Raw genomic sequence first — 23,523 nt, forward strand, 5'->3', positions numbered from 1 at the left:
AAAGTGAACATGACCAAAATGACACATTGCAAACAGATATAGAGCACCAAAGTAATGGTTGGGACACTTTAACAGTTGTGAATTGCGCAAAGAAACCGCTCACTTTAAAGGCCGCCGCTGGTATGATAGAGAGGAATGGCAACAGCAAACCAAGTATGTTGGACAGGTGAGGATTCTGCTTAGTGGTGGAGGCAAAAATGAGTGAACAAATGATGCGCCAAAGGTTTTATCGATTGGCGCAGATCTGGAGCAAAAATTTTTATCTCAAGGCTGATTCTATTGTGCTAGAGGACCTTGAATCTTCACTTCAGGTACTCAGGGTTGCACTACCCCAAAATTTGGTGGCATGGCTGGAACAGCACCATTTGACTGTTGATGTGATGCGAGACCCTCAGGCGTTAAGCTATCAGCTTCATCGGGGTCAAGACTGGCAAGTGTACGCGGTGCTTGCCCAGTTAAAGTGTCTGGAGTTACGTGACTGGGCACAATTGCTTAGCGTGAACGATGAACAAAATGTTAAGTGGTTCGCCATGCTTTTTTCGGTATATCAGGCTACCTATCAGTTAAGCCCTGACGAACAAGCTGATGCAATTAAGCTCCATGAAACGATTGGTTTACGGCTGACAAGCCATGTGCCTAATGCAAATCAACGGCCTAAATACCAGCGACCCGAAACGGTGCAAACCTTGTTGCTTAATAATCAGGGCGATGCGGTACTCACTGCGGGTAAGGAGCATACTGCAGTAGCCAGATTTGTGAAGACGCGACAGGAGCAAGGACGCCTATCATTGCGTCAGTTCACCTCGCTGGTCAATTTACTCTACCATCACGTGAGAAACTTTCCTGATATGATCCCCACAGATGAATTGAGTACCTGGCAGCTAGAGTTCATCATGATTGATCAAACCGTCATCACCATTAGGGGCAAAATCGGTCAGGATGTCTTCCTAGACCGCGTGACGAGATTGCTCCAAAAATATCTAGGTATAACCGATTTTTGGGGGTTCACAGGGCCAAAGCTTGATCGATTGGTCATCATGGAGATGCGCCTCAACCGCCGACCTGGCTCGTCTTTTCAAAGTCAGGAGGAGTTGGTCTCAATCAACCGGGTGACCGGTCAGCTGCGAGGCCTCAATCAAAGCGGCAACGGTGTGCAGTCCTCAGAGATTGTCGTGCAATTGAACGATATTGATTTTCTTTTGGATCGGATTACTCCTGATGCGTGGACGGACCTTCAGTGGCGAATTCATCATAAAAATAGAAGCGATAACGAAGGCCCGTTTCGTTTCACAGTGAAAGTGGTGACTGAGCAAAGGGGACTAATGGTGCTAACCGACTCTTTTGAGCCCGGTGCAGTACCAAGGCTTTGGATAGAGATTGTACCTTTCATAGAGGGACCGTTAAATCGCGGTCAGGCAATGATTCTTTTTGACCGCGACCGGTTGAAGATTAGGAGGCGAAGGTGATGAGTGTCCAGTTGATTGCCGCAAAATGGCGGGCGTTTTTTGAGCAAACCTGGCACCCTCAGCTTGCTGATTTAGCTAAATGCGAGAAGGAATTACGGCAACAAGGTACTGGCAAGCGGTTGACCAGTTTCACGCCTTCATTACGTCTGGCCTTTTTTTCGGTTCCAGAGTTGATGGATTTAATTGATGATTTGACCGCAAATGATGTTGAGTGGTTTGAGCGCTTGATTGTTACCAAACTCAACTATTTGCAATACTGGCCGAAGCGTACTGTAACCGCCGGTGAGCGAGAGTGGTTGATTGTCGCTTTGAATGCAGCTGCCGGATTGTTTGCCCCATTGCCACCAGGAAAAACTGGAACCATTCTTAGAGTGGCCGTAACCGCTTCATCCGCGGGTGATGAAGACACCCGCGTTGTGAATTCACTTGTGCTTGATGCTGAGCATGGTCAATTTGAACAACGAAATCTCGAGGGAGATGGGAGTTATCAGATTGACGGCGAAAAGCTGTCGACAGGGTCGGCAAAAATACTTTTTTCACAGATTAGTCGTCTATTTGCGACTTGGACCCCTCAGCCAGTTCGTGCTGGTCGTCTGGCGGGCCAAAACAATTGGCTTGTTGAAATGACATATGATGATGGGCATGTGCGTGCCGTGCAGGGCCAAGTTTTTGAACAAGTCGAAGCGCCCTTGGTTTCACTTAGCAATCAAATTCGGAAGGTGCTGGCCAGTCCAAATCTAACTTGGTTTGATTCGCCAACTGATGAACCTATAGTGGCCATAAATTTGGCATTAAATACGCAGAAGCCAGATTATTTAGGCCGCTTCCTTGCGTATTCCGAAAAGATTACCCTCGATTATCTGAACGAGCGTGCTGCTTTCACTCAGTGGGAAGCATACGGGGAGGTGGCACACGCTGAGGCCGATTTCATTCCGGGCAAGGATACTATGAGTCCTTCCCCTTTGGCTTGGTGGAATTTACCGGCTGAGAGGCCAGCCTTTAGTGGCGACCAGCCCAGCCCAATTAGCCTCAGCATAACAACGCCTAATCGGGTGGTACAGCGCTGGTTAATTCCGGACAATCCCCCAGTGGGTTGGTGGCAGTTTGCTCAATCTTTAAAGAGTTTGTTTGGAGATCATATCTTGACTTCTAACAATTTATTACCTCTCTGGTTCGGAGTCGAAATAGATGATGACAAAACCTCAGATGAAATTGATGCTGAAGGACGTATCTTAGTTGTGTCAGTGGTTTTCCGACCAGGGGGTAAAAGATACGATTATTCAGCCGACTCATTCCACCCCAAAATTGGCAGTCGAGTGCTGGTGCCAGTTGGTCAAGACGACGAAGAAAAATGGGTTACCGTGGTCGACCTTCAACGGAAAACGCCGGCCGAAATCAGTCGAGATTTTCCTAGATTGAAAAGTATCTTGGATGTTGAAGGCGGATCTAATGACTAAATGATTTCCAATTGTTTCAACTAACGACCCTTAGCACCGCTTCAAGCGGTGTTAAGGGTCGTTTGTCGAACTAGCCCAGATAAGTGGCCAAAAACAGCTGCAAAGCTGGGAACACATCAGCCAGATACCCTTTGGCATGCCGGCTGCCTGGCAGGGTCTGCAGGGTGAAGGGGATGCCGTGTTGCCCCAGGGCGGCCCCCATTTGAAACAGGCCACTGGTGGGTACGAACTCATTCAGTGAATTGGCCAGATACATCGGCCCGGTGGCGCTGGTGACTTGCGGGGCGACGGAAGCGGCATTGTCATCCGCGGCGGGGATATAGTTCGTGATGAACCACTTGTAAAACGGGTCATTGGCGCCGGTTTGATTAATGGTGGCGCTGGCTTGCTGATTGAAGTGGCTGGTGTCGCCTTCTGCTGCCACCACCGCTTCATGCTGGCTGAGCCAATCGCCAATGTCCAAAATTCCAGATAACGCAATGGTCGGCAAGCCGTGGTTAATGCCCAGCATGGCGGCCAGGTTGCCACCAGCCGAGGAACCCACTGCCGCCAGCTTGGTCAGCGGGAAGGGGAGATCGGCTTGCTGGAGCCACTGATACAAAGTTTCCATATCGTCCTGGGCGGCCGGAAAATGAGCCGCTGGGGCGATGCGGTAATTGGGTACAATGACAAAGTAGCCGAGTTCGGCCCACTGTTCGGCCCAGTCGGCATCTTTGCTTTTATCGCCTCGAAACCAACCGCCGCCGTGAATTTGAATGATGCCGGCGTGGGCTTGCGCAGGGGCGAATAAATCGGCAGTGAGCTGGTGCGCTGGATCGTAAACAACGTCTTTTGTGATTTGGGTCAAAATCATCACCTCCAGCGTCACCTTAGTGGATTTGGCTGGCAACTGCAATTAATTGGCCTTGAACGAAGCCGCTGCCCTTTGAACGCTGGTTTCTGGTACAATAAGCCCGAGATACTGGAGGTGGGCGGATGCAAAATGAAACGATTGCAGTGATGGCAGATGTGCACGGTAATGCGGGGGCATTGCGCGCAGTTTTGGCAGATGCCAAGCAACATGCCGCAACGCGGTATTGGTTTTTGGGCGATTTGTTTTTACCAGGACCAAGCACCATCACGTTGATGAAGCTACTCGAAGATGTGCAACCCGAGGTCTGGCTGAATGGCAATTGGGAATTGGATATGTATGCCATTATGGCCGGGCACTTTAGCTTGGATCACCCCAGTGCGGTGTACGTGGCGCGACTAACTGAGTATGCGCGGCAGTTCATCTCGGAAGCGCAGTGGGACCAGTTAAAAGCGCATCCGATTGCCACCACGCTGACCGTGAATGGCTTAACCATCGGCTTATCGCACAATGACCGTAAGCGGCCAGGCGGGCGCGATTTGTACCCTGCGCAGCCGCAAGCTAATTTTGATCGGTTCGTGACTTCCGACCAAGACTTGGCGGTGTATGGCCATACCCATCAACAGCTGATGCGGCCGACGACTTCCGGCCAGCTGGTGATCAATCCCGGCGCAGTCGGCCAGCCGTATAGCCCATGGCAGCCGTTCTTTGATGATCAGCGGGCGCATTATGCCTTGCTCCACATCGACACCGCCGGCCGGCTTGACGTTGAATTCCGCAAGGTTGAATACGACATTGAAGCGGAAAAACAATTGGCCGCGGAAAAAGGTGTGCCGTATCTGGACCTGTATCGTTACCTGCGCGACACCGGCAACACGATTACGCATAATTTGCCGCTACTCACCAAGGTGAATCAAGAGGAAGGTTACCTGCAGGATGTCGCGGCATATTACCACAAACCGTTGCCAGAATAGCCCACTGATGAAAGCCCTTTACTTATGCTAGCGCCAGGTCTATTCTGAGTGAAAATGAGGCATGGGGTGATTGCCGTGATTTGGTTTCTGGGCATTGGCATATACGGGTATTTTCTAATCGCAAAGCCGCAATATCGGCGGTTCATGATTCCGCTGACCAAGATTTTGATCGTGGGCTTGGCCCTGTATTTTCTGATCATGCGCTGGTGGCTTCAGCGCTAACGGTAGCGACAATAAAAGCGTTCATTCACTGCGAATGAACGCTCTTTTCATGCCGGTCGGGCTATTCCATTTCTTGGGCGCCCGCGTGTTGTCGTTGTTGGACGGCGTAAACCGTCAGGCCCAGCGCTAGGCCAATCAAGGCCGGCACCAGCCAGCCTAGGCCCACCGTGGCAAACGGTAGGTAATCGCGCAAATGCGTAACCGCCAGCCCGACTGCGCTTTTACTGATCACAGCTGGGAAGGCAGCAACCATGTCCATGAGGGCGGGAACGACCGTGAACGCCACGACAAAGCCGTACACCACCGGCGCCCGGTGGAACCAGGCGGAAGTGGTTGACAGGCCAATTAAGACCATGGCCAGCGGGTAAAGGAACATCAACATCGGCGTTGACCATTGGATGATGGTTTCGAGGCCGAAGTTGGCCGTCAGGAACGAAGCAAAACTCATCATCGCGAGCCATGCCGTGTAGCTGACTTTGGGGAAATGCTTGTGAAAATCCTGGGCGAAGGCGGCCACCAAGCCCACCGCGGTGGTTAGGCAGGTGACCGTCAGCATGGTGGCCAAAAGCGCATGCCCGGCGGCACCGAAGTAGTAGGTGATGATTTGGTTGAACGCAGTGCCGCCTTCAGCGCTGGCGGTGAAATAATTAGTCGACATCGCCCCGAGTAAAATCAGCAGCACATACACCAGACCAATTGCGGCAGTGGCGAGTACCCCAGCTTTGGCGGTCACCGCCGAAACGGTGCGATCTCGCTTTAAGCCTAAGCCCCGGACCGCCGTGACCACGGTGACGCCAAAGGCTAAACCTGCCAAGGCATCCATGGTGTTGTAGCCTTGCAAGAAGCCGTTCAGCAAGCCGGCCTGCTGGTAATGTGCCGTGACCGGCGCGCTACTTGGGGCACCGAAGGGATGCAGGAAGCCGACGAAGAACACCACCGCCAGCAGCAGGAGGAAGGTCGGGTTCAGCACCTTGCCAATGGCACTCGTGATTTTGCGCTCTTTGTAGGATAGCAGGAATGCGGCCAAGAAAAACAAGGCAGAGAACACGAGCAAACCGGCACTACTCCATTGTTTCGGCAGCATCGGCGCAATGCCAGTGGTGAAAGCGACAGTGGCGGTCCGTGGCGTGCCGAACAACGGCCCAATGGTGGCGTGAATCAACACCATGAAGGTCAAGGCAAACCATTTACCCAGCGGTCGGCCGATATCATAGACTCCTTCGGCATGCGTGGCACTGATGGCCAGCACCGAAAGCAGCGGCAGCACCACCGCGGTGACCAAAAAGCCGAGGGTCGCTGGCAGCCAGTTGGCCCCAGCAATTTGCCCTAAGTGGAGAGGAAAAATCAGATTGCCGGCCCCGAAGAATAGGCCGAATAACATAGATGCCACCACGACATAATCGCGGGGCTTTAATTGGGGTTCTTCTAGTTGCATAGGGTTTCCTCCTGATTGGTTTGCAATCGCGGCACCAAAAAACGCACCCTCATTCCGAAAATATCGGAATTAAGGGTGCGCTGCACGTTACCACCTTAAATCGTTGCCCTGTCACCACGGCAACCTCTATCTGTACGGCCAAAAAAGGCGATACATGACCACGATAATGGGTGGTTGCCATGGCACGTTACTTAATTCGGTGCCCCGCTCGAAAGGGATATTCGCCGCTACCTTTGTGCTTCCTCTCACCTCACGAAGCTCGCTGACCAAAGAAAGGCGGCTACTGATCTTTCTCATTGCAATTTGATTTGTTAGCGGTGAGTATACGCTGAGAAAACGTGGCGGTCAAGCCCGGACCTAAATCTTTTTCATCGACTGTGTGATTCAGTCGTTAGGCCGATTCACAGCTCGTTGGCTTCCGGTATAATGAAACTAATCAAGGCCAGTCAAAGGAGATTACCATGAAAATTCGTTATGTTGGTTTCGCGCTTGCCCTGCTCCTGGTGAGCGGCCTCGGCGCATGCGGCGTCCATGAGGCCACCCCAACCAAAACGACCACCAGCAGCGCTGCCGCCTCGGTGCGCACCAAGAAACCGGCCGATTACCTGGCAGGGGTGCGGAGCCGGGGGTTATCGATTAAAGGCGTCGCTGATGTCGATGTGAACAATCAACCACAGGCCGTGCAGGCCCAAAGCGGGGTGAAGTTTGTCACCGATAACAACACCGTGTTTACCCTGCTTCAGTTCAAGTCGCAGGCACTGGCCAACCAAGCCCGTAGCTACTATGCACGTCAGGACAATCGGGTTTACAGCAATCGCGGGTTGCTTTTGACCGCCAGTCGCGGCATGGCCAAAGGCTGGTTTGAAAAATACCAACGTGCGATTTTCCGCCAGTAAAGCCGCTGCCGCTTGACAGCACCAAAACTGCTCGCTAAAGTCAAGAGAGAAGCTTTGACATCACCATTTAGGAGGCAATCATGGCGACACAAGACGAACTCAAGCAACAAGCAGCAACGCAGGCCGCAGCAATGGTGCAGCCAGACACCGTGCTCGGGGTCGGTACCGGCTCCACCGTGGCGTTTTTCATTGATGCACTAGGCGCCCGCAACCGGCAGACGCCGCTGAATCTGCAAGCGATTGTCACCACCTCGAATCGCAGCCGCCAGCAGCTTGAAGCCAATGGTTTTACGGTGAGTGAGCTGGCAGCGGTCGACCATGTGGATCTGTGCATCGATGGTGCCGACCGCGTTGACCATGACCTCAACGGCATCAAAGGCGGCGGCGGGGCGCTGACACTTGAGAAAAACGTGGCCATCAACGCCACCCACAATGTCTGGATTGTCGATCAAAGCAAAGTGGTGGACCGGCTGGGCGGCTTTCCGCTGCCAGTAGAGGTCCTGCCTGTATCCTGCGAGCAGAACTTCCGCCGCTTTGACCAGCTGGCACTGCAGCCGCAGTACCGACTGAACGAGGACGGTTCGCGTTATGTCACGCATTACGGCAACTACATCATTGACTTAGCCGTCGATCCGCTGCCAATTCCGGCTGGGCTCGCGGCCTTACTCGATCAGACGGTCGGAGTCGTGGAACACGGGCTGTTTTTGAACATGACCGATGAAGTGCTGATTGCCACCCCAGAAAAAATTGAACACTGGACGCGCCAGTAAGCGCGGAGTCAAAGTGATTGAGACATTATTTGAGACGAGGATAGGCACACGACTATTCCGGAACAGTACGAGCCAAAATGCGACGCCCTAGCCGTATAAGCCAACCGGCCTGCAAAACCTAAGTTCAGGTTTTACAGGCCGGTTGGCTTATACTCTGGGCTAAAACCGCATTTTGTCTCAGCCTCATTTTCGTTTAGGCGTGGTGGTTACTGCTTAAGCCATAGATGGCTTGCACCGCGGCTTGGGCTTGCGCGTTTGGCACCGCCAGCATCAAACTGATGCGCGAGGCCCCTTGGTTGATAACGGCTGGGGTGACGCCAGCGTCAGCCAAGGCCACCATGATGCGCGGCACCAGGTCGATGCTGGCGTAAAGGCCTTCGCCGACGACCATCACAATCGCGAGGTCATCAAGGCATTCCAAAGTGTCAGGCTGAATTTGGGCTTGAACTTCCTCGGTGATGGCCTGCTGCTTGGCGGCGGTCAGTTCATGCTTATCGATGATGACAGTGAGGTCGTCGATCCCACTAGGCATATGTTCATAGGGCACACCGTAATTAGACAAGATCTGGAGTAGCTTCAAGGTGAAGCCAACTTGGGCGTTGATTAAGTAGCGGTGCAGGTAAAGCGCGGTGAAATCCTTCTTGGCGGCGACCCCAGTGATGTGGTGGTGATGTTTAACATTTTTCGTCGGTGAAATCAGCGTGCCCGGGGCAGTGGGGTCGTTGGTGTTTTTGATATTGACGCAAATGTTGGCTTCAATCACGGGAATCAAGGCTTCATCATTGAACACGGAAAAGCCGGCATACGCCAGTTCCCGCATTTCTCGGTAGGTCACCGTGTTGATTGCCCGGGGACCTTTGACCAGGTGTGGATCAGCGGCATAAACCCAGGAAACATCGGTGAAGTTCTCGTACAAGTCGGCGTGCAACCCGCGGGCGAGAATTGAACCGGTAATGTCCGAGCCGCCGCGCGGGAAAGTGACGATGCGCTGCTGTGCATCGAAGGCATAAAACCCTGGCACCACGATGTCGGCATCGGGGAAAGTGAATTGGGCTAAATTGCGATAGGTTTGCGGATCGACTTGCACATGGCCGGGCTGCCCAGCGAGCACAATCCCCAGCGTTTGGGGGCTGACAAAGCAGGCTGGCAGGCCTTGCGCCTTCAGCACCGCGGCCACGAGTTGGGCATTCATGTGCTCGCCTTGGGCCATGAATGCATCCCGCAGATAGGCGGCGCTGCTGTAGGTTTGCTGGGTCAGGCTAATCAGGTGCGCCCGCAGTTTGGCCACCACGTCTTCAGCTAAGGCAAAGTGAGTTTGGATTTCGCTATACCGGGCCAAAATCACGTCAATCAGCGGCAGGGGGTCCTGCCGGCTGAGCACGGCATCGGCCAGTTCCTTCAGCAGGTCGGTGACTTTGGTATCGCCGGCATGGCGCTTGCCTGGGGCCGAGACCACAATCACGCGGCGCTGCGCATCGGCTTGAATAATGCGGCTGACTTTTTCCAGCTGGGCGCCGGTGGCCAAAGAGGAGCCCCCAAACTTAATGACTTTCATAATTTTCTCGCTCTTTTCTCATCAATTGGCTTAAAATTAGCGAAGCGTTCGGATTTTGTCAAGGGTTGACGGTCTCTGGTTATAATTGTATTCTAAGCTTAATCAAATAACTGATAGAGGTTGCGGTCGCCATGAGTACCTTATCCAAGCCCTGACACGGGCAGTGCGGATAAGCGAAAGGGAACACCGCCGAAATCCGCTGGCGGGTGTTGCCACCGGCGGGTTGGGCTACTGGAGAAGATCCGGTGGACTGTCGCAGTCATGCGGGGCGCTATCGTTAATCAATGGTCATTTGACGTCCATCTGGTGAGCGAAACTGCGCACCAGATGGACGTTTTTAATCTAGGAGGAAAGTTTATGCCAGCCCCATTTAATGCCGAACAAATCATCGATTACATTGCCAATGCCCCGAAAACCACACCGCTGCATGTCACGCTGGCTGGCGATATGGCTAAGTTGAGTCCAGTACCGGCAGGCGTGCAGGCCTTTTTCGAGACTAAAACCGGTCAGTTGTACGGGGATGCCGGGGTGATCAAACCGTGGTTAACCGCGAATCAAACAGCCACGACCTCAGTGCGGGTTGAAGCGCTTGGCCGCAACACCGGGGTCCCAATGCTCGACATCAGCACCGTGAACGCCCGGATTGAACCTGGCGCCATTATTCGCGAACATGTCACGATTGATGACAATGCCGTTATCATGATGGGCGCCATTATCAATATCGGGTCCAAAATCGGGGCCGGCACCATGATCGACATGGGCGCCGTGCTGGGCGGCCGCGCCACCGTGGGCCAGCATTGCCACATCGGGGCCGGCGCAGTGCTGGCCGGGGTAGTAGAACCCGCTAGTGCGACCCCAGTCATCATTGAAGACGATGTGCTCGTTGGCGCCAACGCCGTGGTGATTGAAGGGGTGCATGTCGGCCAAGGCGCGGTCGTGGCCGCCGGCGCGATTGTGATTGACGATGTGCCAGCCGGCGCCGTTGTGGCCGGCGTACCGGCCAAAATCATCAAGATGAAGGATGATAAAACCGCCAGCGAAACTGGTTTGATCGACGCTTTGCGGAAGTTGTAGGCTGCCAACCAGGCTGCGGAGCTGGGCGCCCTTAGCCCGACTAACCAGGCTGCGGTTAGCCTGCCGTGCAGCTGTTTCGTGCGTTACTAACCGTCATCACTTTTCCTAAGAAAGGCCGCTTATGCCAGCATTAACCGAATCCGAACTGATTCAAATCCGCCGCCACCTTCATCAAATACCAGAGCTGGCGCTACATGAAACCCAAACCCAGGCTTATCTGGAGCAAGTCATCAATGCTTTAAATTGCCCGTGGCTGACCATTAAACACGTGCCCGCGGTGCCAACCGCGCTGTTGGTCCGCCTGCAAGGCACCGCGCCGCGCCGCACCATTGGTTACCGCACCGATATTGATGCGCTGCCAGTCACAGAAGAGACCGGTTTGCCGTTTGCCTCTCAGCATGCAGGCGTGATGCACGCGTGCGGCCATGATATCCATATGACCGTGGCGCTAGGCGTACTGGCCCATTTTGCCAGCGTTCAGCCGCGTGACAACTTGCTGTTTTTCTTCCAACCCGCGGAAGAAGCGGAGTATGGCGGCAAGCGGGTTTTCGATGCCGGGGCGTTTACCGGCGACTGGCGGCCCGACGAATTTTACGGGCTGCATGATGATCCGCAGCTGCCAGCTGGCCAAATTGCCACGCGCATGGGCACCTTGTTTGCCGGCACCACTGAAATCCACGTCACGTTCACTGGTAAAAGCGGTCACGCTGCTTTTCCCCAAAAGGCCAATGATGCGATTGTGGCGGCAGCGGCGTTCGTCATGCAGGTGCAAACCATCGTCGCCCGCAACGTGGATCCGGTGCGCGGTGGGGTGGTGACCCTGGGCACATTCCATGCCGGTACTATCGGTAATGTGATTGCCGGCAGTGCCCATTTGGATGGCACCATCCGCGCCTTTCGCCAAAGCGATATTGAAATGATGCAGCAGCGCGTGCGGCGCATTGCCGAAGGCGTCGGGGCGACTTACGACGTGCAGGTCGCTTTGAAGCTGATTCAAGGCGGCTATATGCCTGTAGAAAACGCGCCGGCGCAAACCGAAGTTTTGATCGATTACATGACCCAAGCTCCTGATGTGGATTTTGCCCTGGTTCCGCCGGCGATGACCGGCGAGGATTTCGGCTTTTTGCTCCAGCAGTTCCCAGGCACGATGGTCTGGCTGGGGGTGGGCGATCCGGCGCACAGCTTACACTCGGCCCAGCTTAATCCTGATGAAGCCGCGTTGATGCCAGGCGTGAAGGCCTGGGTGGGCTTTTTGACAGCACGAATGGAGGCAACTCATGTTTGAAAATGATGCGATTATCACCGCCATCATCACCCCGTTTACCGATGATGACCAAATCGATTATCCGGCGCTGGATGCGCTGATTGAACGGCTGCTAAGTGAAGGCAGCACCGGCTTTGTGGTAGGGGCGACGACCGGGGAAAGCCCGAATTTGAGTCATGAAGAGAAAATCGCCTTGTTCACCCATTTCAGCGCGCAACTGCACGGCCGGGGCCGGTTGATTGCCAATGTCGGCACCAACAGCACCCGCCAATCCGTGGCACTGGCCCAAGAAGTGTCACGCCTGGCTGGTGTTGATGCCGTGCTCGCTGTGGTGCCGTACTACAATAAGCCAAGCCAAGCGGGCATGGCGGCGCATTTCACTGCGATCGCCGACGCCAGTGCCAAGCCGGTGATGATCTACAACATTCCTGGTCGCAGCGTGGTGCAGCTGAGCAACGTCACCTTGGCCGCGTTGGCGCAGCACCCGAATATTCAGGCGGTCAAACAGTGCACCACGATTGAGGACTTGGCCTGGTTGGTGCAACACACACCGGCGAATTTTGCCGTGTATACCGGAGATGATGATCAGTTCCTGGACGCCCTGCGCGTCGGGGCGAATGGTGTCATCTCGGTAGCGTCGCATTTGTACGGGTCACAAATGGCCGCAGTGCTGGCGGCGCAGCAGCGTGGCCAGCAGGCTGAAGCTGACGCCCAAATGGCCTGGCTGGTACCGCGGATGCATGCCCTGTTTACCTTTCCATCGCCGGCGCCAGTGAAAATGATGCTGGCGCGGCGTGAGGAAGTCAAAAACAAGTTACGGCTGCCACTGCTGAAGCTGAATGCCAGCGAAACCGCGCAGGTGCTCGCGGTATTAGAGGAGGATGCAAAATGACCGAAGTATTCATTGGCGGCGTGCTAGGTAAAATGGGCCGCCAGGTGACAGCCATGATGGCGGAAACCCCAGACCTGACCGTGGTCGGAGGGCTGGTCCCCGCGGCCGCGGCCCCGACGGCTTTTCCGGTGTTCGCCCAGCTGGATCAAATTGATGTCACTGCTGACGTCTGGGTTGACTTCACAATTCCGACGGCGGCGCGGGCGAATGCTGAATATGCGTTGACCCATGGCATGGATGTCGTGATTGGCACCAGTGGTTTGACCCAAGCCGATGAAACCGCGCTGGGTGAATTGGCCCAGGCCAAAGGCAAACATGCGCTGATCGTACCGAATTTTGCCATTTCGGCAGTGCTGATGATGCAGTTCGCCGCCAAAGCGGCCAAGTATTTTCCTGACGCCGAGGTGGTTGAGGTCCATCATTCAGACAAACTCGATGCGCCTTCGGGTACTGCCCGGGCCACGGCCAAATTGATTAGCCAAGCGCGCCAGCACGCGCCATTAGCCCCGCATCAAGACGCGCCGGCGCGCGGCGAGTGGCTCGATGATGTGCCCGTCCACGCCTTGCGGTTGCCGGGTTATGTCGCTCAGGAGGAAGTGCTGTTTGGTGCTACCGGCGAAAGCCTGAGTATCAAGCAGGTCTCTTTTGACCGCTCCAGTTTCATGGCCGGGGTCGCGCTGGCAGTGCGCCAGGTGGCTAAATTGCCCGCGGCCTTGACCATTGGCCTCGATTCACTGCTTTAAGAAAGGAAGCCCCTCATGCCAGCATTAAAAACCGGGCTCGCGTTGGGTAATCGGCGCGTGGCCGCTATTCCGCCTTCTGCGATTCGCGCCGTGGACAACCAAATCTCAAAAATTCCAGGCATCATCAAATTGACCCTCGGCGAGCCGGACTTTCCGGTGTCTGAACATATCAAAGCGGCGACTAAAGCCGCGATTGATGCCGATTACTCACACTACGCCCCCTCATTTGGTTACCTGCCGCTGCGGGAAAAAATCGCCGCCTATCTGGCCAAGCGTTTTGATGCCCACTATGATCCGGCGACCGAGGTGGTGGTCACAGTCGGGGCGACTGAGGCGATTCACGCGGCGATTGCCGGCCTATTCAATCCCGGTGACACCATCATTATCCCCACGCCGACCTTTCCCCTGTATGAAGCCGTGGCCCATTTAGCCGCGTTAAATGTGGTGCTGGTTAATACCGCGCCGGACTTTTTGTTCACGGCGGCCAAACTCCAAGCCACGCTCGCGGCGCATCCTGAAGCCAAGGGGTTGGTGCTGAATTATCCCAGCAATCCCACCGGCGTGACTTACGCGCCCGCTGAACTGCAGGCCTTGGCCCAGGTGGTCAAGGCCAGCAACTTGGTGGTTTTGTCTGATGAAATCTATGCCGAGCTGACTTATGACACCAAGCACCTCAGTATGGGGGCCTTAGTGCCTGAGCAGACGCTGCTGATTTCCGGCTTTTCCAAGTCGCATGCGATGACCGGCTACCGGGTGGGGTATTTTGCCGGCCCGGCCGCGCTAGTGGCACTGGTAGGCAAAATGCACCAGTTTATGGTCACCTGCGGCGCGAGCCCGATGATGATGGCGGCGCAAGAAGCGCTGGCGACCAACTTCGACGATGCCAGCGAGATGAAAGCTATTTATCAACAGCGGCGCGATTTGATGCTGAAGGCGTTGACTGCGGCTGGGTTTACCGCGCCGCGGCCAGCCGGGGCGTTTTACATTTTTGCCAAACTACCGGCCGGCCAAGTGGACGATGTCGCTTTTGTTTACGACTTGGCGGCCAAAGCCAAGGTCGGCGTGGTCCCAGGTTCGGTGTTTGGCCCAGGCGGTGAAGGGTACGTGCGGCTGTCTTATGCCGCTGCCACCGCCGATTTGATTGAAGCCGGCGAGCGCATTCAGCGCTATGTCGCCACAAAGGAGTAGTGCGTATGCAAACAAAGGGTTATGTCGTCGCCATTCTTGGCGCCACCGGGGCAGTCGGCACCCGGATGATTGAACAGCTGGCTGAATCAACCATTCCGGTGAGCGAGCTGCGGTTATTAGCCTCACCGCGTTCTGCCGGCAAAGAGCTGACCTTCAAAGGCCAGCGCATTGCGGTCACCGTGGCCACGCCGGATTCGTTTGACGGCGTTGATCTCGTGCTGGCCTCGGCCGGCGGCGCAGTTTCCGCCAAGCTGCTACCAGAGGCGGTGAAGCGCGGCGCGGTGTGCGTGGACAATACGTCGCATTTTCGCATGGATGACAACGTACCGCTGGTGGTGCCGGAAGTGAATCCTGACGCCTTGAAGGATCATCACGGCATTATCGCGGATCCGAACTGCTCCACCATTCAAATGATGATGGCACTCGAACCGGTGCGGCGCGCTTTCGGATTACGCCGGATCATCGTGTCGACTTATCAAGCGGCCTCTGGGGCTGGTCAGTCGGCCATTGAAGAACTGAAAACTGAGGCGCAAGCGTACCTTGCCGATGAGCCCATGACCGCCAGCGTCCTGCCAGTAAAAGGCGCCGCTAAGCACTATCCACTCGCCTTTAACCTGCTGCCGCAAATCGATGTGTTCGAAGATGACGGCTACACGCATGAAGAGTGGAAAATGATTCACGAAACCAAAAAAATCATGCTCGGTGACAAAAATGCCCCTAACATCAAAGTCACCGCCACCTGTGTCCGGGTGCCGGTGCCGATTGCCCATGGCGAATCCGTCTGGTTTGAAGTAGCTGAAGGGCAAACCCCGACTGCCGCTGAGCTGCGGGCGGAAATGGCCAAATTTCCCGGCCTCGTCGTCCAAGACGACCCCGCCCAGCAACTCTACCCGCAACCGCAAACCGCTGCCGGTAGCCGCGACACCTTCGTCGGCCGCATCCGGCCCGACCAAGAAACTCCCGGCGCCTACAACTTATGGGTCGTTGCCGACAACCTGCTGAAAGGTGCGGCCTGGAACGCCGTGCAAATCGCAGAGGAATTAGTCGCCAGAGACTTAGTTCGCGTCCCCGCCGGCAGTGCCGAGTTATTTGAATAATAGAATGAAAGCCGCAGCAATGCGGCTATTTTTGACCGTGCAATTAGCATGTAGCTTTTCTTGAACAGCCATCGTGCAACAACAAGTCACTCTTCAGCCAACTGATGCGTCACAGGCATTGATTAGCGTAGAAACACCATCGTAGGGCCGGTCAACCGGAGCAGGCAGGGGCTCAGTGGTGAAATTGTTCTTAGTCAGCGGTTTTAGCTGACTTAGAACAAGCCGCGACTTTGAGACTCGCAGCGCGAGGCTCAAAGCGCTGGCCACCACGTTCCAGCCCCTGCCTGCGGAGGTTGACCGGCCCGGCTCTAATCTAAAACTCCTAATCGAGCTTAGCCAATCTTGACTGGCCCTGCCTTGATTCTCATCAATTATTCAGATACGCTTATCTAACTAAGCATTATAAGGAGAACCATATGAAAGTACTCATACCGTATCTGAAACGTTACTGGGTCAACGCAACGGTGGCGACAGTGGCGGTGCTGGTGCTCGTCTTCGCGACGCTGTGGCAGCCGCGGCTACTGCAAACCGTGATGGAAGCCATCATGGCGAACGATAAAAGTACCGTCTGGCAGGACGGCCTGTGGCTGATTGCCTTGGCCGTGATTGGCATCATTGCCGGCATCATCAACACCGTCTATTCGGCTAAGCTGGCGCTAGGGGTGGCCACGGATTTGCGGGCCGACCTCTACCAACACGTGCAAAAATTTGCCTATGCCGATATCGAAACTTTTTCTGCATCGAATTTGGTCGTGCGGATGACCAACGATATCCAGCAGGTGCAAGGGGTCGTGATGGCCACCTTCCAGCAGGTCACGCGGATTCCGTTCTTGTTTTTAGGCGGCCTGATTTTGGCCTTAATCACCATGCCTCAGCAGTGGTGGGTGATTTTGATCATGCTGGTGATCATTGTGGCGGTGGCGATTGTCGCCTTCAAGCAGTTGAGCCGGTTATTTGGCCGGACTCAGCAACTGATTGAAAATGTGAACACCGTAGCCCGGGAAAATCTGATGGGCATTCGTGTGGTCAAATCCTTTGTTCAAGAAGACAACCAGATTGCCACCTTTGCTAAGCCCTCTGACGAGCTGCGTGACGTGACCACGCGCATTGGCGAGGTCTTTGCCGTGTTGATGCCGGCGTTCTTCCTGACAGCCAATATCGCCATTGCGGTGGCGGTTTATTTGGTCGGGCAAGAAGCCACGCTGCATCCGACCTACATTGCCGCCATCAGCAGTTTCACGTCCTACCTCAGCCAAATCCTGTTTGCCGTGATTAACGGCAGTTTCATGATGACTTTTGCCACCCGTGCGTTTATCTCGCTGAAGCGCATCAACGAGGTGCTGGATCATGCGCCAAGCATGACGTTTGCTGAGGGACCGGAGCGCGAAGTGGCAGGCAACATTACTTTTGATCATGTCACCTTCACCTATCCCGGCGACGACAAGCCGACGCTGCAAGATGTGTCCTTCACGATTGCGGCGGGGGACATGCTGGGCATCGTCGGCGCCACTGGCTCGGGGAAAACGACCCTCGCCCAACTGATTCCGCGCCTGTTCGACCCAGATTCTGGCCGCGTGCTCATCGGCGGGGTCGATGTGCGCGACTTGCCGGAAAAAACGATTCGCGACGCGGTGGCTTTTGTGCTGCAGCGGTCGACGCTGTTCTCAGGCACCATCGCGGATAACCTCAAGCAGGTGCAGCCTGAAGCCACCAGCGCAACGATGCGCCGGGCGGCGGAAATTGCGCAGGCGGCTGAGTTCATTGAGCGTCTGCCGGAAGCATACAACGCACCGGTGGAAGAGCGGTCAGCGAACTTCTCTGGGGGCCAAAAACAGCGGCTGGCGATTACCCGCGGCGTGATTGCAAATCCGGAAATTTTGATTTTGGATGATGCCACCTCGGCGCTTGATGCCGAATCGGAAAAGCTGGTGCAAGAAGCCTTGGACCGCGATTTGAAACATACGACCACGGTGGTGATTGCGGAAAAAATCTCCTCGATTATCCGGGCCGACCAGATTTTGGTCATGGATGAAGGCCGCGTCGTGGGCGCCGGCACGCACCGGGAATTGGTGGCAAACAACACGATTTATCAGGAAATCTATCAAACCCAGAAGGCCAAGGAAGGGAGGCTGCCAGCATGAAAGATTTGAAAATCGCCGGGCGTTACTACTGGCATTACCTGAAACCTTATGGCTGGGGCTTCCTGTTCACCGCCATTTTGATTGGCATCAGTACCGCCTGTGTGGTGATCGCGCCGACTTACCTAGGCCGCGCCATCAGCGAATTGACGGAATACCTGAAACTGTGGTCGAATCCGGCCACTCGTGGCGGCGCTAATCTAGCTGATTTCCACGGCACGTTGATTGCCTATGTGTTATTTTATTTTGGCGATGCCAGCTCATTGTTGATTGCTAGTTGGCTGTTAGCCAAGATTACGGCGTACTCCACCGGCACCATGCGGATTGGCTTGTTTCGGAAAATGCAGCGCATGCGGGTGCAGTATTTTGACCAGCACAGCGACGGGGATATTCTCGCCCGTTACACCTCGGATTTGGACAACATTTTCAATGCGTTGAACCAGGCGCTGATTGACGTCTTCCTCGCCATTGCCCAGCTGATTGGGATTTTGATCATGATGTTCAATCAAAATGTCACCTTGGCCTGGATTACCATGGCCACGACGCCAGTAGCATTGGGTTTGGCGGCGTTCGTCATGCATAAGGCCGCGGCCGCCGTAGATCAGCAGCAAACCGACGTCGGGGCGCTGAACGGTTACATCAACGAACAAGTCACGGGTCAAAAGGTGATTATCACGAACGGCCTGCAAAAAGACTCGGTGGCTGGCTTCCAAGTCCACAACCAAACCGTCCGTAAAACCGCCGAACGCGGCCAAATTTGGTCCGGGATTCTTAGCCCCTTGCTGTCTGGTTTGTCCTTGCTCAATACCGCCATCGTCATTTTTGCCGGGTCCTGGCTGGCCCTCAATGGTCAAATGAGCACCGGCGCGGCTTTGGCGTTGGTGGTTGTGTTCGTCAATTACGCCCAGCAGTACTATCAGCCGATTATCACCTTGACAAGTTTGTATGGCATGATTCAGCTGGCCATCACCGGCGCACGGCGGATTGACGAGGTCCGCAGCCAGCCTGATGAAGTGCGGCCGGTCAACGGCAAAGCGATCAATGGTATCAAGTCCGAGCTTAAAATCGATGACGTGCGCTTCAGTTACCTGCCAGGCAAGGAAATTTTGCATGGCGTGACCATTGACGTCCAGAAAGGCGAAATGGTGGCGCTGGTTGGACCGACTGGCTCCGGGAAGACCACGGTGATGAATCTGCTGAATCGCTTCTATGATGTTGATTCCGGGCAAATCACCATTGACGGGGTGGATCTGCGCGATTTGGATCTCACCCAGTTGCGGCAGACGGTGGGTATTGTGCTACAAGATCCGCAGTTGTTTACCGGTACGATTGCCGATAACATTCGCTTCGGCGAACCCACCGCGGGGATGGACCGGGTGATTGATGCGGCCAAGCAAGCCAACATTCACGACTTCATTATCAGCCTGCCTGATGGCTATGATACCAAGGTTTCCGACGAGCAGAATATTTTCTCTGCCGGTCAGAAGCAGCTGATGTCGATTGCCCGCACGATTTTAACCGATCCGCGGTTGTTGATCTTGGATGAAGCCACGTCGAACGTGGACACCGTAACCGAAGCCAAGATTCAAAAGGCCATGGATAACGTGATTCAAGGGCGCACCAGCTTTGTCATAGCGCACCGCCTCAAGACGATTTTGAATGCTGACCGAATTGTGGTGCTGCAACATGGTCGCATCATCGAACAAGGCAGCCATCAGGAGCTGTTGGATGAGCATGGCTTTTATGCGAAACTGTATCGCAATCAAATGGTGTTCGACTAATTTTCTGAAAATCAGCGTCAAAAAGCCATCGGCAAGCTGCCGGTGGCTTTTTGAATGGAATCATGTTATTTAATTCAACTTAGGCGAAGTAGTTCTTAGCGAAAGTTTCGTAAATGTCGATAGCCGCTTCGTAGCGTTTGATCGAAACGAATTCATTCAGCTGGTGGGCCTTTTCCGGGCCGTCGCTGGTTGGGCCATACCACACAATATCGAACTTGGTCGGGCTCTTAACGAACTCTGAGGCATCGGTAGCGCCGTTAACGAATTCGCGCTTCAGTTGCTCGCCCCGCACGGCCTGGATGGCATCATCCAAAACGTTGACCGCTTTGCTATCGGGGTTGTCGTTAACCGGAATAAAGCTATGAATCAGCTTAAACTCCAAGGTGCCAGGGCGCCCGTCATTCGACAACTTTTCTGCTAAGCCTTGCAGGCGCTTGGTGACCTCATCGTTTAAGAACACTGGCGTTGGGCGGGCGTTCCCACGTAATTCAGCGTAATCAGGAATGGTGTTGATCTGCTTGCCGCCGTTGATGATGGTGATGGTGTGGACAAACGGGCCGAGGGCTGGATATTCTGGCGCGTCGTCAAACAAGTGGCGTTCTTCGGTGATAAAGTCGGCCAGTTTTTGGATGGCGTTAATGCCTTTGCTTGGCTGGGAGCTGTGAACAGACTTGCCGTGGCTGATAATCCGGTAGTTGTAGGAGCCGCCATGCCCGGTCTTGATGGTCTTGTCGCCGCCTTCACCCACCAGCAAAGCGCTGAGATCATCGGCATAGCCTTCTTCGGTCAGTTGCTTGGCGCCATACGCGCCATATTCTTCGCCAACAGTCGCCAGCAAGCGCACGTGATGCGGGAAACCGGCCTTTTTCAGGCGAATCAACGCCAGTACCAAGCCGGCTAAGCCAGATTTCATATCCGCAGTGCCGCGGCCGTAAAGCTTGTCGCCGTCTTCATACGGTTCGAAGGGATCATGGTCCCACTTGTCCGGATCGCCAGGGTTGACCACATCTTCATGACCGGTGAAGCCCAAAATTGGGCCAGGGGCATCGGGGTTCAAATCGGCCACCAAAGAATCACGGCCAGGGGCATAGTTCACCAGTTTGCTATCAATGCCATTTTCAGCCAATTTGGCTTGAATCACCTTGGCGACGCTGGTTTCGTTGCCGTTAGCGGTGGATGAATCAATGCGAATCAGGTCTTTCAAAAACTCTAAATCTTCACTCATTTCTTTCACGCTCCTTTTGGCTAACAGCTAAACACCAAAAAAATTAAAATGCAAGGGTTGACATTAAATTTTTGCGAGGCTATACTCATGCTAATTTCATAAATGCATCACGTGATCGAGTGAGTAGATTTCCCAAGACTGTACAGAAAACCTGGCAAAGCTGAGAGCAGGGTAGCAAGGGTAATCGAACATGGCTCGAAGATGATCGTTCAGCTGAGCAGACGCAAAGTTGAACTGGCCGGCTCCCATTACTGAGCACCCGGATGTTTGTCCGGATGAGGTCGCTAGTTTTAGCGACGAATTAGAATGGTACCGTGGGCCCGCTCACTTCTAACTTGGTTAGAAGTGGGCGTTTTTTTGTGGCATGTGCAGCGCACACATGCCACCGATCACGGGGTGCAAGCATGAATCGCGATGCCAGCGCATCACGCAACTACACGAGGAGGAACTCACATGAAAAAAGTGTTGAAGACATTAGCATTGGTTGGCGTATTTAGTTTAGGACTGGTCTTGGCGGCTTGCGGTAGCAACAAGTCAGCCGATACGACGAAGACCACCACCGTCAAAATTGGGGTCGTTGGCTCAGACAACCGAGTGTGGAAGCACATTCAGCCGAAGCTGAAAAAAGAAGGCATTAACCTCAAAATCGTTGAATTTTCTGACTATTCTCAGCCCAACAGTGCCTTGGCCGATGGCGACGTTGATTTGAACGCCTTCCAGCACCAGTTCTTCCTGGATGACTGGAACAAGAAGCACAACCAAAACCTGACCACCATTGGTAAAACCATCATCGCCCCAATGGCCATTTTCTCCAAGAAAATCACCAAACTCTCCCAGCTGAAGAAAGGCGATTCCGTTTCCATTCCTAACGACGCCACCAACGAAGCGCGGGCATTGGAACTGCTGAAGACGAACGGCTTTATCACCTTCAAGAAAGGCACCGGCAACCTGCCAACACCAAATGATATCAAGACCAACAAGTTGAACCTAGATATCAAGGTGCTGGATGCCGCTCAGCTGCCATCTTCCCTGCAAGACGTGACTGCCTCTGTCATTAATTCTGGGGTCGCCTTGAACGCCAAGCTCGACTTTAACAAAGCGCTGGATATCGAAAAAGTCACCAAGGCTTCCATTCCGTGGATCAACATCATCGTGGCCAAGAAGAAGGACGTCAACAACAAGACCTACAAGAAGATTGTGAAGGCCTTCCAGACCAACGATACCAAGAAATATATCAAGAAGATTTACGGCAAAACTGAACTGCCAGCTTGGGACTACAAGTTCTAGGCTTCTATAATAGAAGAAAACGACCCTTGACTCGCAGTTGAAGCCGTACAAACTGTGGTCTGCCGCCAATCAGCGGCCGCAACCCAATATCCCTTAGTCTGACCGGATGACCTGTCTGCATCCTCCGGTTAAGACTGAGGGATATTTATTTGTTCAGCTTGCGCTTTTCCCGCTGGCCTTTCACCGCTATAATATGCCTGACTGGAATAGATGGGGAGGTTGCGCTGATGGATACGCAGAAACTGCGGACTTTTGTGACGGTGGCGGCAACGTTGAATTATACCGAGGCGGCGGCGCGGTTGTATACCACGCAAGCCACCGTCTCCAAACAAATTCTGGCACTGGAGAAGCAGTGGCAGGTGACCTTGTTTTCCCGCGCCCATCGCCAGGTCCAGCTGACAGCGGCGGGGCAAGCCCTGCTGCCGAAAGCGCAGGCGGTGGTGACCGCAGCTAACGCCTTGCAAGCCGCAGCCGCCGCGGTGCAAACCGGGGCCGGTAGTCGGCTGCGCATCAAAACGATTCCTTCGATTGCCAATTATCGAGCTTTTAACCAGATTGCGGCGTTTCACCGCACGCATCCGGAAATCCGGTTGCAGCTGACGGAAGGCGAAACCGATGCCGTGGCCGAGGCCTTAACCGCCGGCGAAGCGGACATCATTTTTACGCGCCTGTTTGATCAACCTGATGCGGCGACGGAAAGTGTGATTGGTGAAAGCGACGCGCTGCAGGTGCTGGTGCCTAAAACCTCGCCGCTGGCCCGCCGCCAGGCTTTGACCGTGCAAGATTTGGCCAATGAGGATTTACTGCTGCTAGGTGAAAGCACCTACCTGATGCAGCCGGTGCGGCGGTTGTTTGCGGCGCAAGGGCTGACGCCGCATCTGACCTACCAAGGCCAGCGCATTGATTTGATTCTGGGGATGGTCAGCCGCGGGTTAGGCATTTCCATTGTGATGCAAAAAGCGGTGGCATTGACTGATTATCCGGCCTTAACCTTGGTGCCGCTGACCCCAACCGTGACGTCACACCTGGCCTTCGTGCGCCGCCACGGCCATCATCATCCGGCTAGTGATGCGTTTTGGGCCTTTATTCAGCGGGGCTAATTTCGCCTTGACGTATCTATTCCATATTGGCATAGATGCGTGTTGGCAATGAATTGTTCGCCTCGTGGCTTGCCTCCATAATGAAGTTATCAACTCACGGAGGTATGCG

General features: G+C 54.4%; 20 protein-coding genes and 1 riboswitch. Of the genes, 16 read left to right on the plus strand and 4 right to left on the minus strand.

The window, feature by feature from the left end; all coding sequences use genetic code 11:
* The first annotated feature begins 197 nt into the window (after positions 1-197).
* Both JUF11_RS00355 and JUF11_RS00360 read left to right on the plus strand, forming a co-directional pair.
* Positions 198-1,466: a hypothetical protein gene (locus tag JUF11_RS00355; protein ID WP_204117812.1), complete on the plus strand. Its 1,269-nt coding sequence runs from the start codon at positions 198-200 to the stop codon at positions 1,464-1,466.
* The gene (locus tag JUF11_RS00360; RefSeq protein ID WP_204117813.1) at positions 1,466-2,923 is read left to right on the plus strand and encodes a hypothetical protein; all 1,458 of its coding nucleotides are present in this window, start codon (positions 1,466-1,468) and stop codon (positions 2,921-2,923) included. Before JUF11_RS00355 ends, JUF11_RS00360 begins: the two co-directional genes overlap by 1 nt.
* Before the next feature lie 70 nt (positions 2,924-2,993).
* Here the strand turns inward: JUF11_RS00360 and JUF11_RS00365 are convergent, their stop codons facing one another.
* Positions 2,994-3,776 (minus strand): alpha/beta hydrolase, encoded by a 783-nt coding sequence (locus JUF11_RS00365; RefSeq protein ID WP_204117993.1) that lies wholly within the window; start codon positions 3,774-3,776, stop codon positions 2,994-2,996.
* A gap of 122 nt (positions 3,777-3,898) precedes the next feature.
* Here JUF11_RS00365 and JUF11_RS00370 point away from each other — a divergent pair, with 122 nt between their 5' ends.
* Positions 3,899-4,747, plus strand: a complete 849-nt coding sequence (locus JUF11_RS00370; RefSeq protein WP_204117814.1) for a metallophosphoesterase family protein — start codon at positions 3,899-3,901, stop codon at positions 4,745-4,747.
* Between the two features lie 66 nt (positions 4,748-4,813).
* Positions 4,814-4,969 carry a hypothetical protein gene (locus JUF11_RS00375; RefSeq protein WP_204117815.1) on the plus strand — a complete coding sequence of 52 codons (156 nt, stop codon included), beginning with the start codon at positions 4,814-4,816 and terminating at the stop codon, positions 4,967-4,969.
* A 61-nt stretch (positions 4,970-5,030) separates the two neighbouring features.
* Here JUF11_RS00375 and brnQ read toward each other — a convergent pair whose 3' ends face one another.
* A complete protein-coding gene (gene brnQ, locus JUF11_RS00380) occupies positions 5,031-6,404 on the minus strand; it encodes a branched-chain amino acid transport system II carrier protein (RefSeq protein ID WP_204117816.1) in 1,374 nt (457 codons plus the stop codon).
* A 461-nt stretch (positions 6,405-6,865) separates the two neighbouring features.
* Between brnQ and JUF11_RS00385 the strand changes: the two genes are divergently transcribed.
* Positions 6,866-7,300, plus strand: coding sequence for a hypothetical protein (locus tag JUF11_RS00385; RefSeq protein ID WP_204117817.1), 435 nt, complete (start codon positions 6,866-6,868; stop codon positions 7,298-7,300).
* Between the two features lie 80 nt (positions 7,301-7,380).
* Positions 7,381-8,070, plus strand: a complete 690-nt coding sequence (rpiA, locus tag JUF11_RS00390) for a ribose-5-phosphate isomerase RpiA (RefSeq protein ID WP_204117818.1) — start codon at positions 7,381-7,383, stop codon at positions 8,068-8,070.
* A gap of 193 nt (positions 8,071-8,263) precedes the next feature.
* Here the strand turns inward: rpiA and JUF11_RS00395 are convergent, their stop codons facing one another.
* Positions 8,264-9,625, minus strand: a complete 1,362-nt coding sequence (locus JUF11_RS00395) for an aspartate kinase (protein ID WP_204117819.1) — start codon at positions 9,623-9,625, stop codon at positions 8,264-8,266.
* Between the two features lie 106 nt (positions 9,626-9,731).
* Positions 9,732-9,907: riboswitch (Lysine riboswitch) on the plus strand.
* A gap of 75 nt (positions 9,908-9,982) precedes the next feature.
* On the opposite strand from JUF11_RS00395, the gene dapD reads away from it, so the two are divergent.
* The 8 genes from dapD to JUF11_RS00435 all read left to right on the plus strand — a co-directional run bounded on the left by dapD (position 9,983) and on the right by JUF11_RS00435 (position 19,802).
* Positions 9,983-10,699, plus strand: a complete 717-nt coding sequence (gene dapD, locus JUF11_RS00400) for a 2,3,4,5-tetrahydropyridine-2,6-dicarboxylate N-acetyltransferase (protein ID WP_204117820.1) — start codon at positions 9,983-9,985, stop codon at positions 10,697-10,699.
* A gap of 121 nt (positions 10,700-10,820) precedes the next feature.
* Positions 10,821-11,984, plus strand: a complete 1,164-nt coding sequence (locus JUF11_RS00405) for an N-acetyldiaminopimelate deacetylase (RefSeq protein WP_204117821.1) — start codon at positions 10,821-10,823, stop codon at positions 11,982-11,984.
* Positions 11,977-12,855, plus strand: a complete 879-nt coding sequence (gene dapA / locus JUF11_RS00410) for a 4-hydroxy-tetrahydrodipicolinate synthase (RefSeq protein ID WP_204117822.1) — start codon at positions 11,977-11,979, stop codon at positions 12,853-12,855. Before JUF11_RS00405 ends, dapA begins: the two co-directional genes overlap by 8 nt.
* Positions 12,852-13,598: a 4-hydroxy-tetrahydrodipicolinate reductase gene (gene dapB, locus JUF11_RS00415; RefSeq protein ID WP_204117823.1), complete on the plus strand. Its 747-nt coding sequence runs from the start codon at positions 12,852-12,854 to the stop codon at positions 13,596-13,598. Before dapA ends, dapB begins: the two co-directional genes overlap by 4 nt.
* Positions 13,599-13,613: 15 nt before the next feature.
* On the plus strand, positions 13,614-14,786 hold the full coding sequence (locus JUF11_RS00420) for an aminotransferase class I/II-fold pyridoxal phosphate-dependent enzyme (protein ID WP_204117824.1): 1,173 nt from the start codon (positions 13,614-13,616) through the stop codon (positions 14,784-14,786).
* Positions 14,787-14,791: 5 nt separating this feature from the next.
* Entirely contained in the window at positions 14,792-15,883 is a 1,092-nt protein-coding gene (locus JUF11_RS00425; protein ID WP_204117825.1) for an aspartate-semialdehyde dehydrogenase, read from the plus strand.
* A 416-nt stretch (positions 15,884-16,299) separates the two neighbouring features.
* On the plus strand, positions 16,300-18,024 hold the full coding sequence (locus tag JUF11_RS00430; RefSeq protein WP_204117826.1) for an ABC transporter ATP-binding protein: 1,725 nt from the start codon (positions 16,300-16,302) through the stop codon (positions 18,022-18,024).
* Positions 18,021-19,802, plus strand: a complete 1,782-nt coding sequence (locus tag JUF11_RS00435) for an ABC transporter ATP-binding protein (RefSeq protein ID WP_204117827.1) — start codon at positions 18,021-18,023, stop codon at positions 19,800-19,802. The genes JUF11_RS00430 and JUF11_RS00435 overlap by 4 nt, the downstream gene beginning before the upstream one ends.
* A gap of 79 nt (positions 19,803-19,881) precedes the next feature.
* Here the strand turns inward: JUF11_RS00435 and JUF11_RS00440 are convergent, their stop codons facing one another.
* Positions 19,882-21,027, minus strand: a complete 1,146-nt coding sequence (locus JUF11_RS00440) for an ArgE/DapE family deacylase (RefSeq protein WP_204117828.1) — start codon at positions 21,025-21,027, stop codon at positions 19,882-19,884.
* Positions 21,028-21,480: 453 nt separating this feature from the next.
* Here JUF11_RS00440 and JUF11_RS00445 point away from each other — a divergent pair, with 453 nt between their 5' ends.
* Positions 21,481-22,314, plus strand: coding sequence for a MetQ/NlpA family ABC transporter substrate-binding protein (locus JUF11_RS00445; protein ID WP_204117829.1), 834 nt, complete (start codon positions 21,481-21,483; stop codon positions 22,312-22,314).
* Positions 22,315-22,541: 227 nt separating this feature from the next.
* Complete coding sequence (locus JUF11_RS00450) at positions 22,542-23,414, plus strand: LysR family transcriptional regulator (RefSeq protein WP_204117830.1); 873 nt, start codon at positions 22,542-22,544, stop codon at positions 23,412-23,414.
* Positions 23,415-23,523 lie beyond the last annotated feature (109 nt).

The sequence above is a fragment of the Lacticaseibacillus suilingensis genome (assembly GCF_016861845.1).
GTDB lineage: Bacteria > Bacillota > Bacilli > Lactobacillales > Lactobacillaceae > Lacticaseibacillus > Lacticaseibacillus suilingensis.

Bases quoted from the DNA above. Each gene is read 5' to 3' on its own strand.
- dapB (WP_204117823.1), top strand. From the start codon at position 12,852: ATGACCGAAGTATTCATTGGCGGCGTGCTAGGTAAAATGGGCCGCCAG.
- JUF11_RS00450 (WP_204117830.1), top strand. From the start codon at position 22,542: ATGGATACGCAGAAACTGCGGACTTTTGTGACGGTGGCGGCAACGTTG.
- dapD (WP_204117820.1), top strand. From the start codon at position 9,983: ATGCCAGCCCCATTTAATGCCGAACAAATCATCGATTACATTGCCAAT.
- JUF11_RS00360 (WP_204117813.1), top strand. From the start codon at position 1,466: ATGAGTGTCCAGTTGATTGCCGCAAAATGGCGGGCGTTTTTTGAGCAA.
- JUF11_RS00395 (WP_204117819.1), bottom strand. From the start codon at position 9,625: ATGAAAGTCATTAAGTTTGGGGGCTCCTCTTTGGCCACCGGCGCCCAG.
- JUF11_RS00365 (WP_204117993.1), bottom strand. From the start codon at position 3,776: ATGATTTTGACCCAAATCACAAAAGACGTTGTTTACGATCCAGCGCAC.
- rpiA (WP_204117818.1), top strand. From the start codon at position 7,381: ATGGCGACACAAGACGAACTCAAGCAACAAGCAGCAACGCAGGCCGCA.
- JUF11_RS00445 (WP_204117829.1), top strand. From the start codon at position 21,481: ATGAAAAAAGTGTTGAAGACATTAGCATTGGTTGGCGTATTTAGTTTA.
- JUF11_RS00405 (WP_204117821.1), top strand. From the start codon at position 10,821: ATGCCAGCATTAACCGAATCCGAACTGATTCAAATCCGCCGCCACCTT.
- JUF11_RS00440 (WP_204117828.1), bottom strand. From the start codon at position 21,027: ATGAGTGAAGATTTAGAGTTTTTGAAAGACCTGATTCGCATTGATTCA.
- JUF11_RS00420 (WP_204117824.1), top strand. From the start codon at position 13,614: ATGCCAGCATTAAAAACCGGGCTCGCGTTGGGTAATCGGCGCGTGGCC.
- JUF11_RS00425 (WP_204117825.1), top strand. From the start codon at position 14,792: ATGCAAACAAAGGGTTATGTCGTCGCCATTCTTGGCGCCACCGGGGCA.
- JUF11_RS00435 (WP_204117827.1), top strand. From the start codon at position 18,021: ATGAAAGATTTGAAAATCGCCGGGCGTTACTACTGGCATTACCTGAAA.
- brnQ (WP_204117816.1), bottom strand. From the start codon at position 6,404: ATGCAACTAGAAGAACCCCAATTAAAGCCCCGCGATTATGTCGTGGTG.
- JUF11_RS00385 (WP_204117817.1), top strand. From the start codon at position 6,866: ATGAAAATTCGTTATGTTGGTTTCGCGCTTGCCCTGCTCCTGGTGAGC.
- JUF11_RS00370 (WP_204117814.1), top strand. From the start codon at position 3,899: ATGCAAAATGAAACGATTGCAGTGATGGCAGATGTGCACGGTAATGCG.
- dapA (WP_204117822.1), top strand. From the start codon at position 11,977: ATGTTTGAAAATGATGCGATTATCACCGCCATCATCACCCCGTTTACC.
- JUF11_RS00430 (WP_204117826.1), top strand. From the start codon at position 16,300: ATGAAAGTACTCATACCGTATCTGAAACGTTACTGGGTCAACGCAACG.
- JUF11_RS00355 (WP_204117812.1), top strand. From the start codon at position 198: ATGAGTGAACAAATGATGCGCCAAAGGTTTTATCGATTGGCGCAGATC.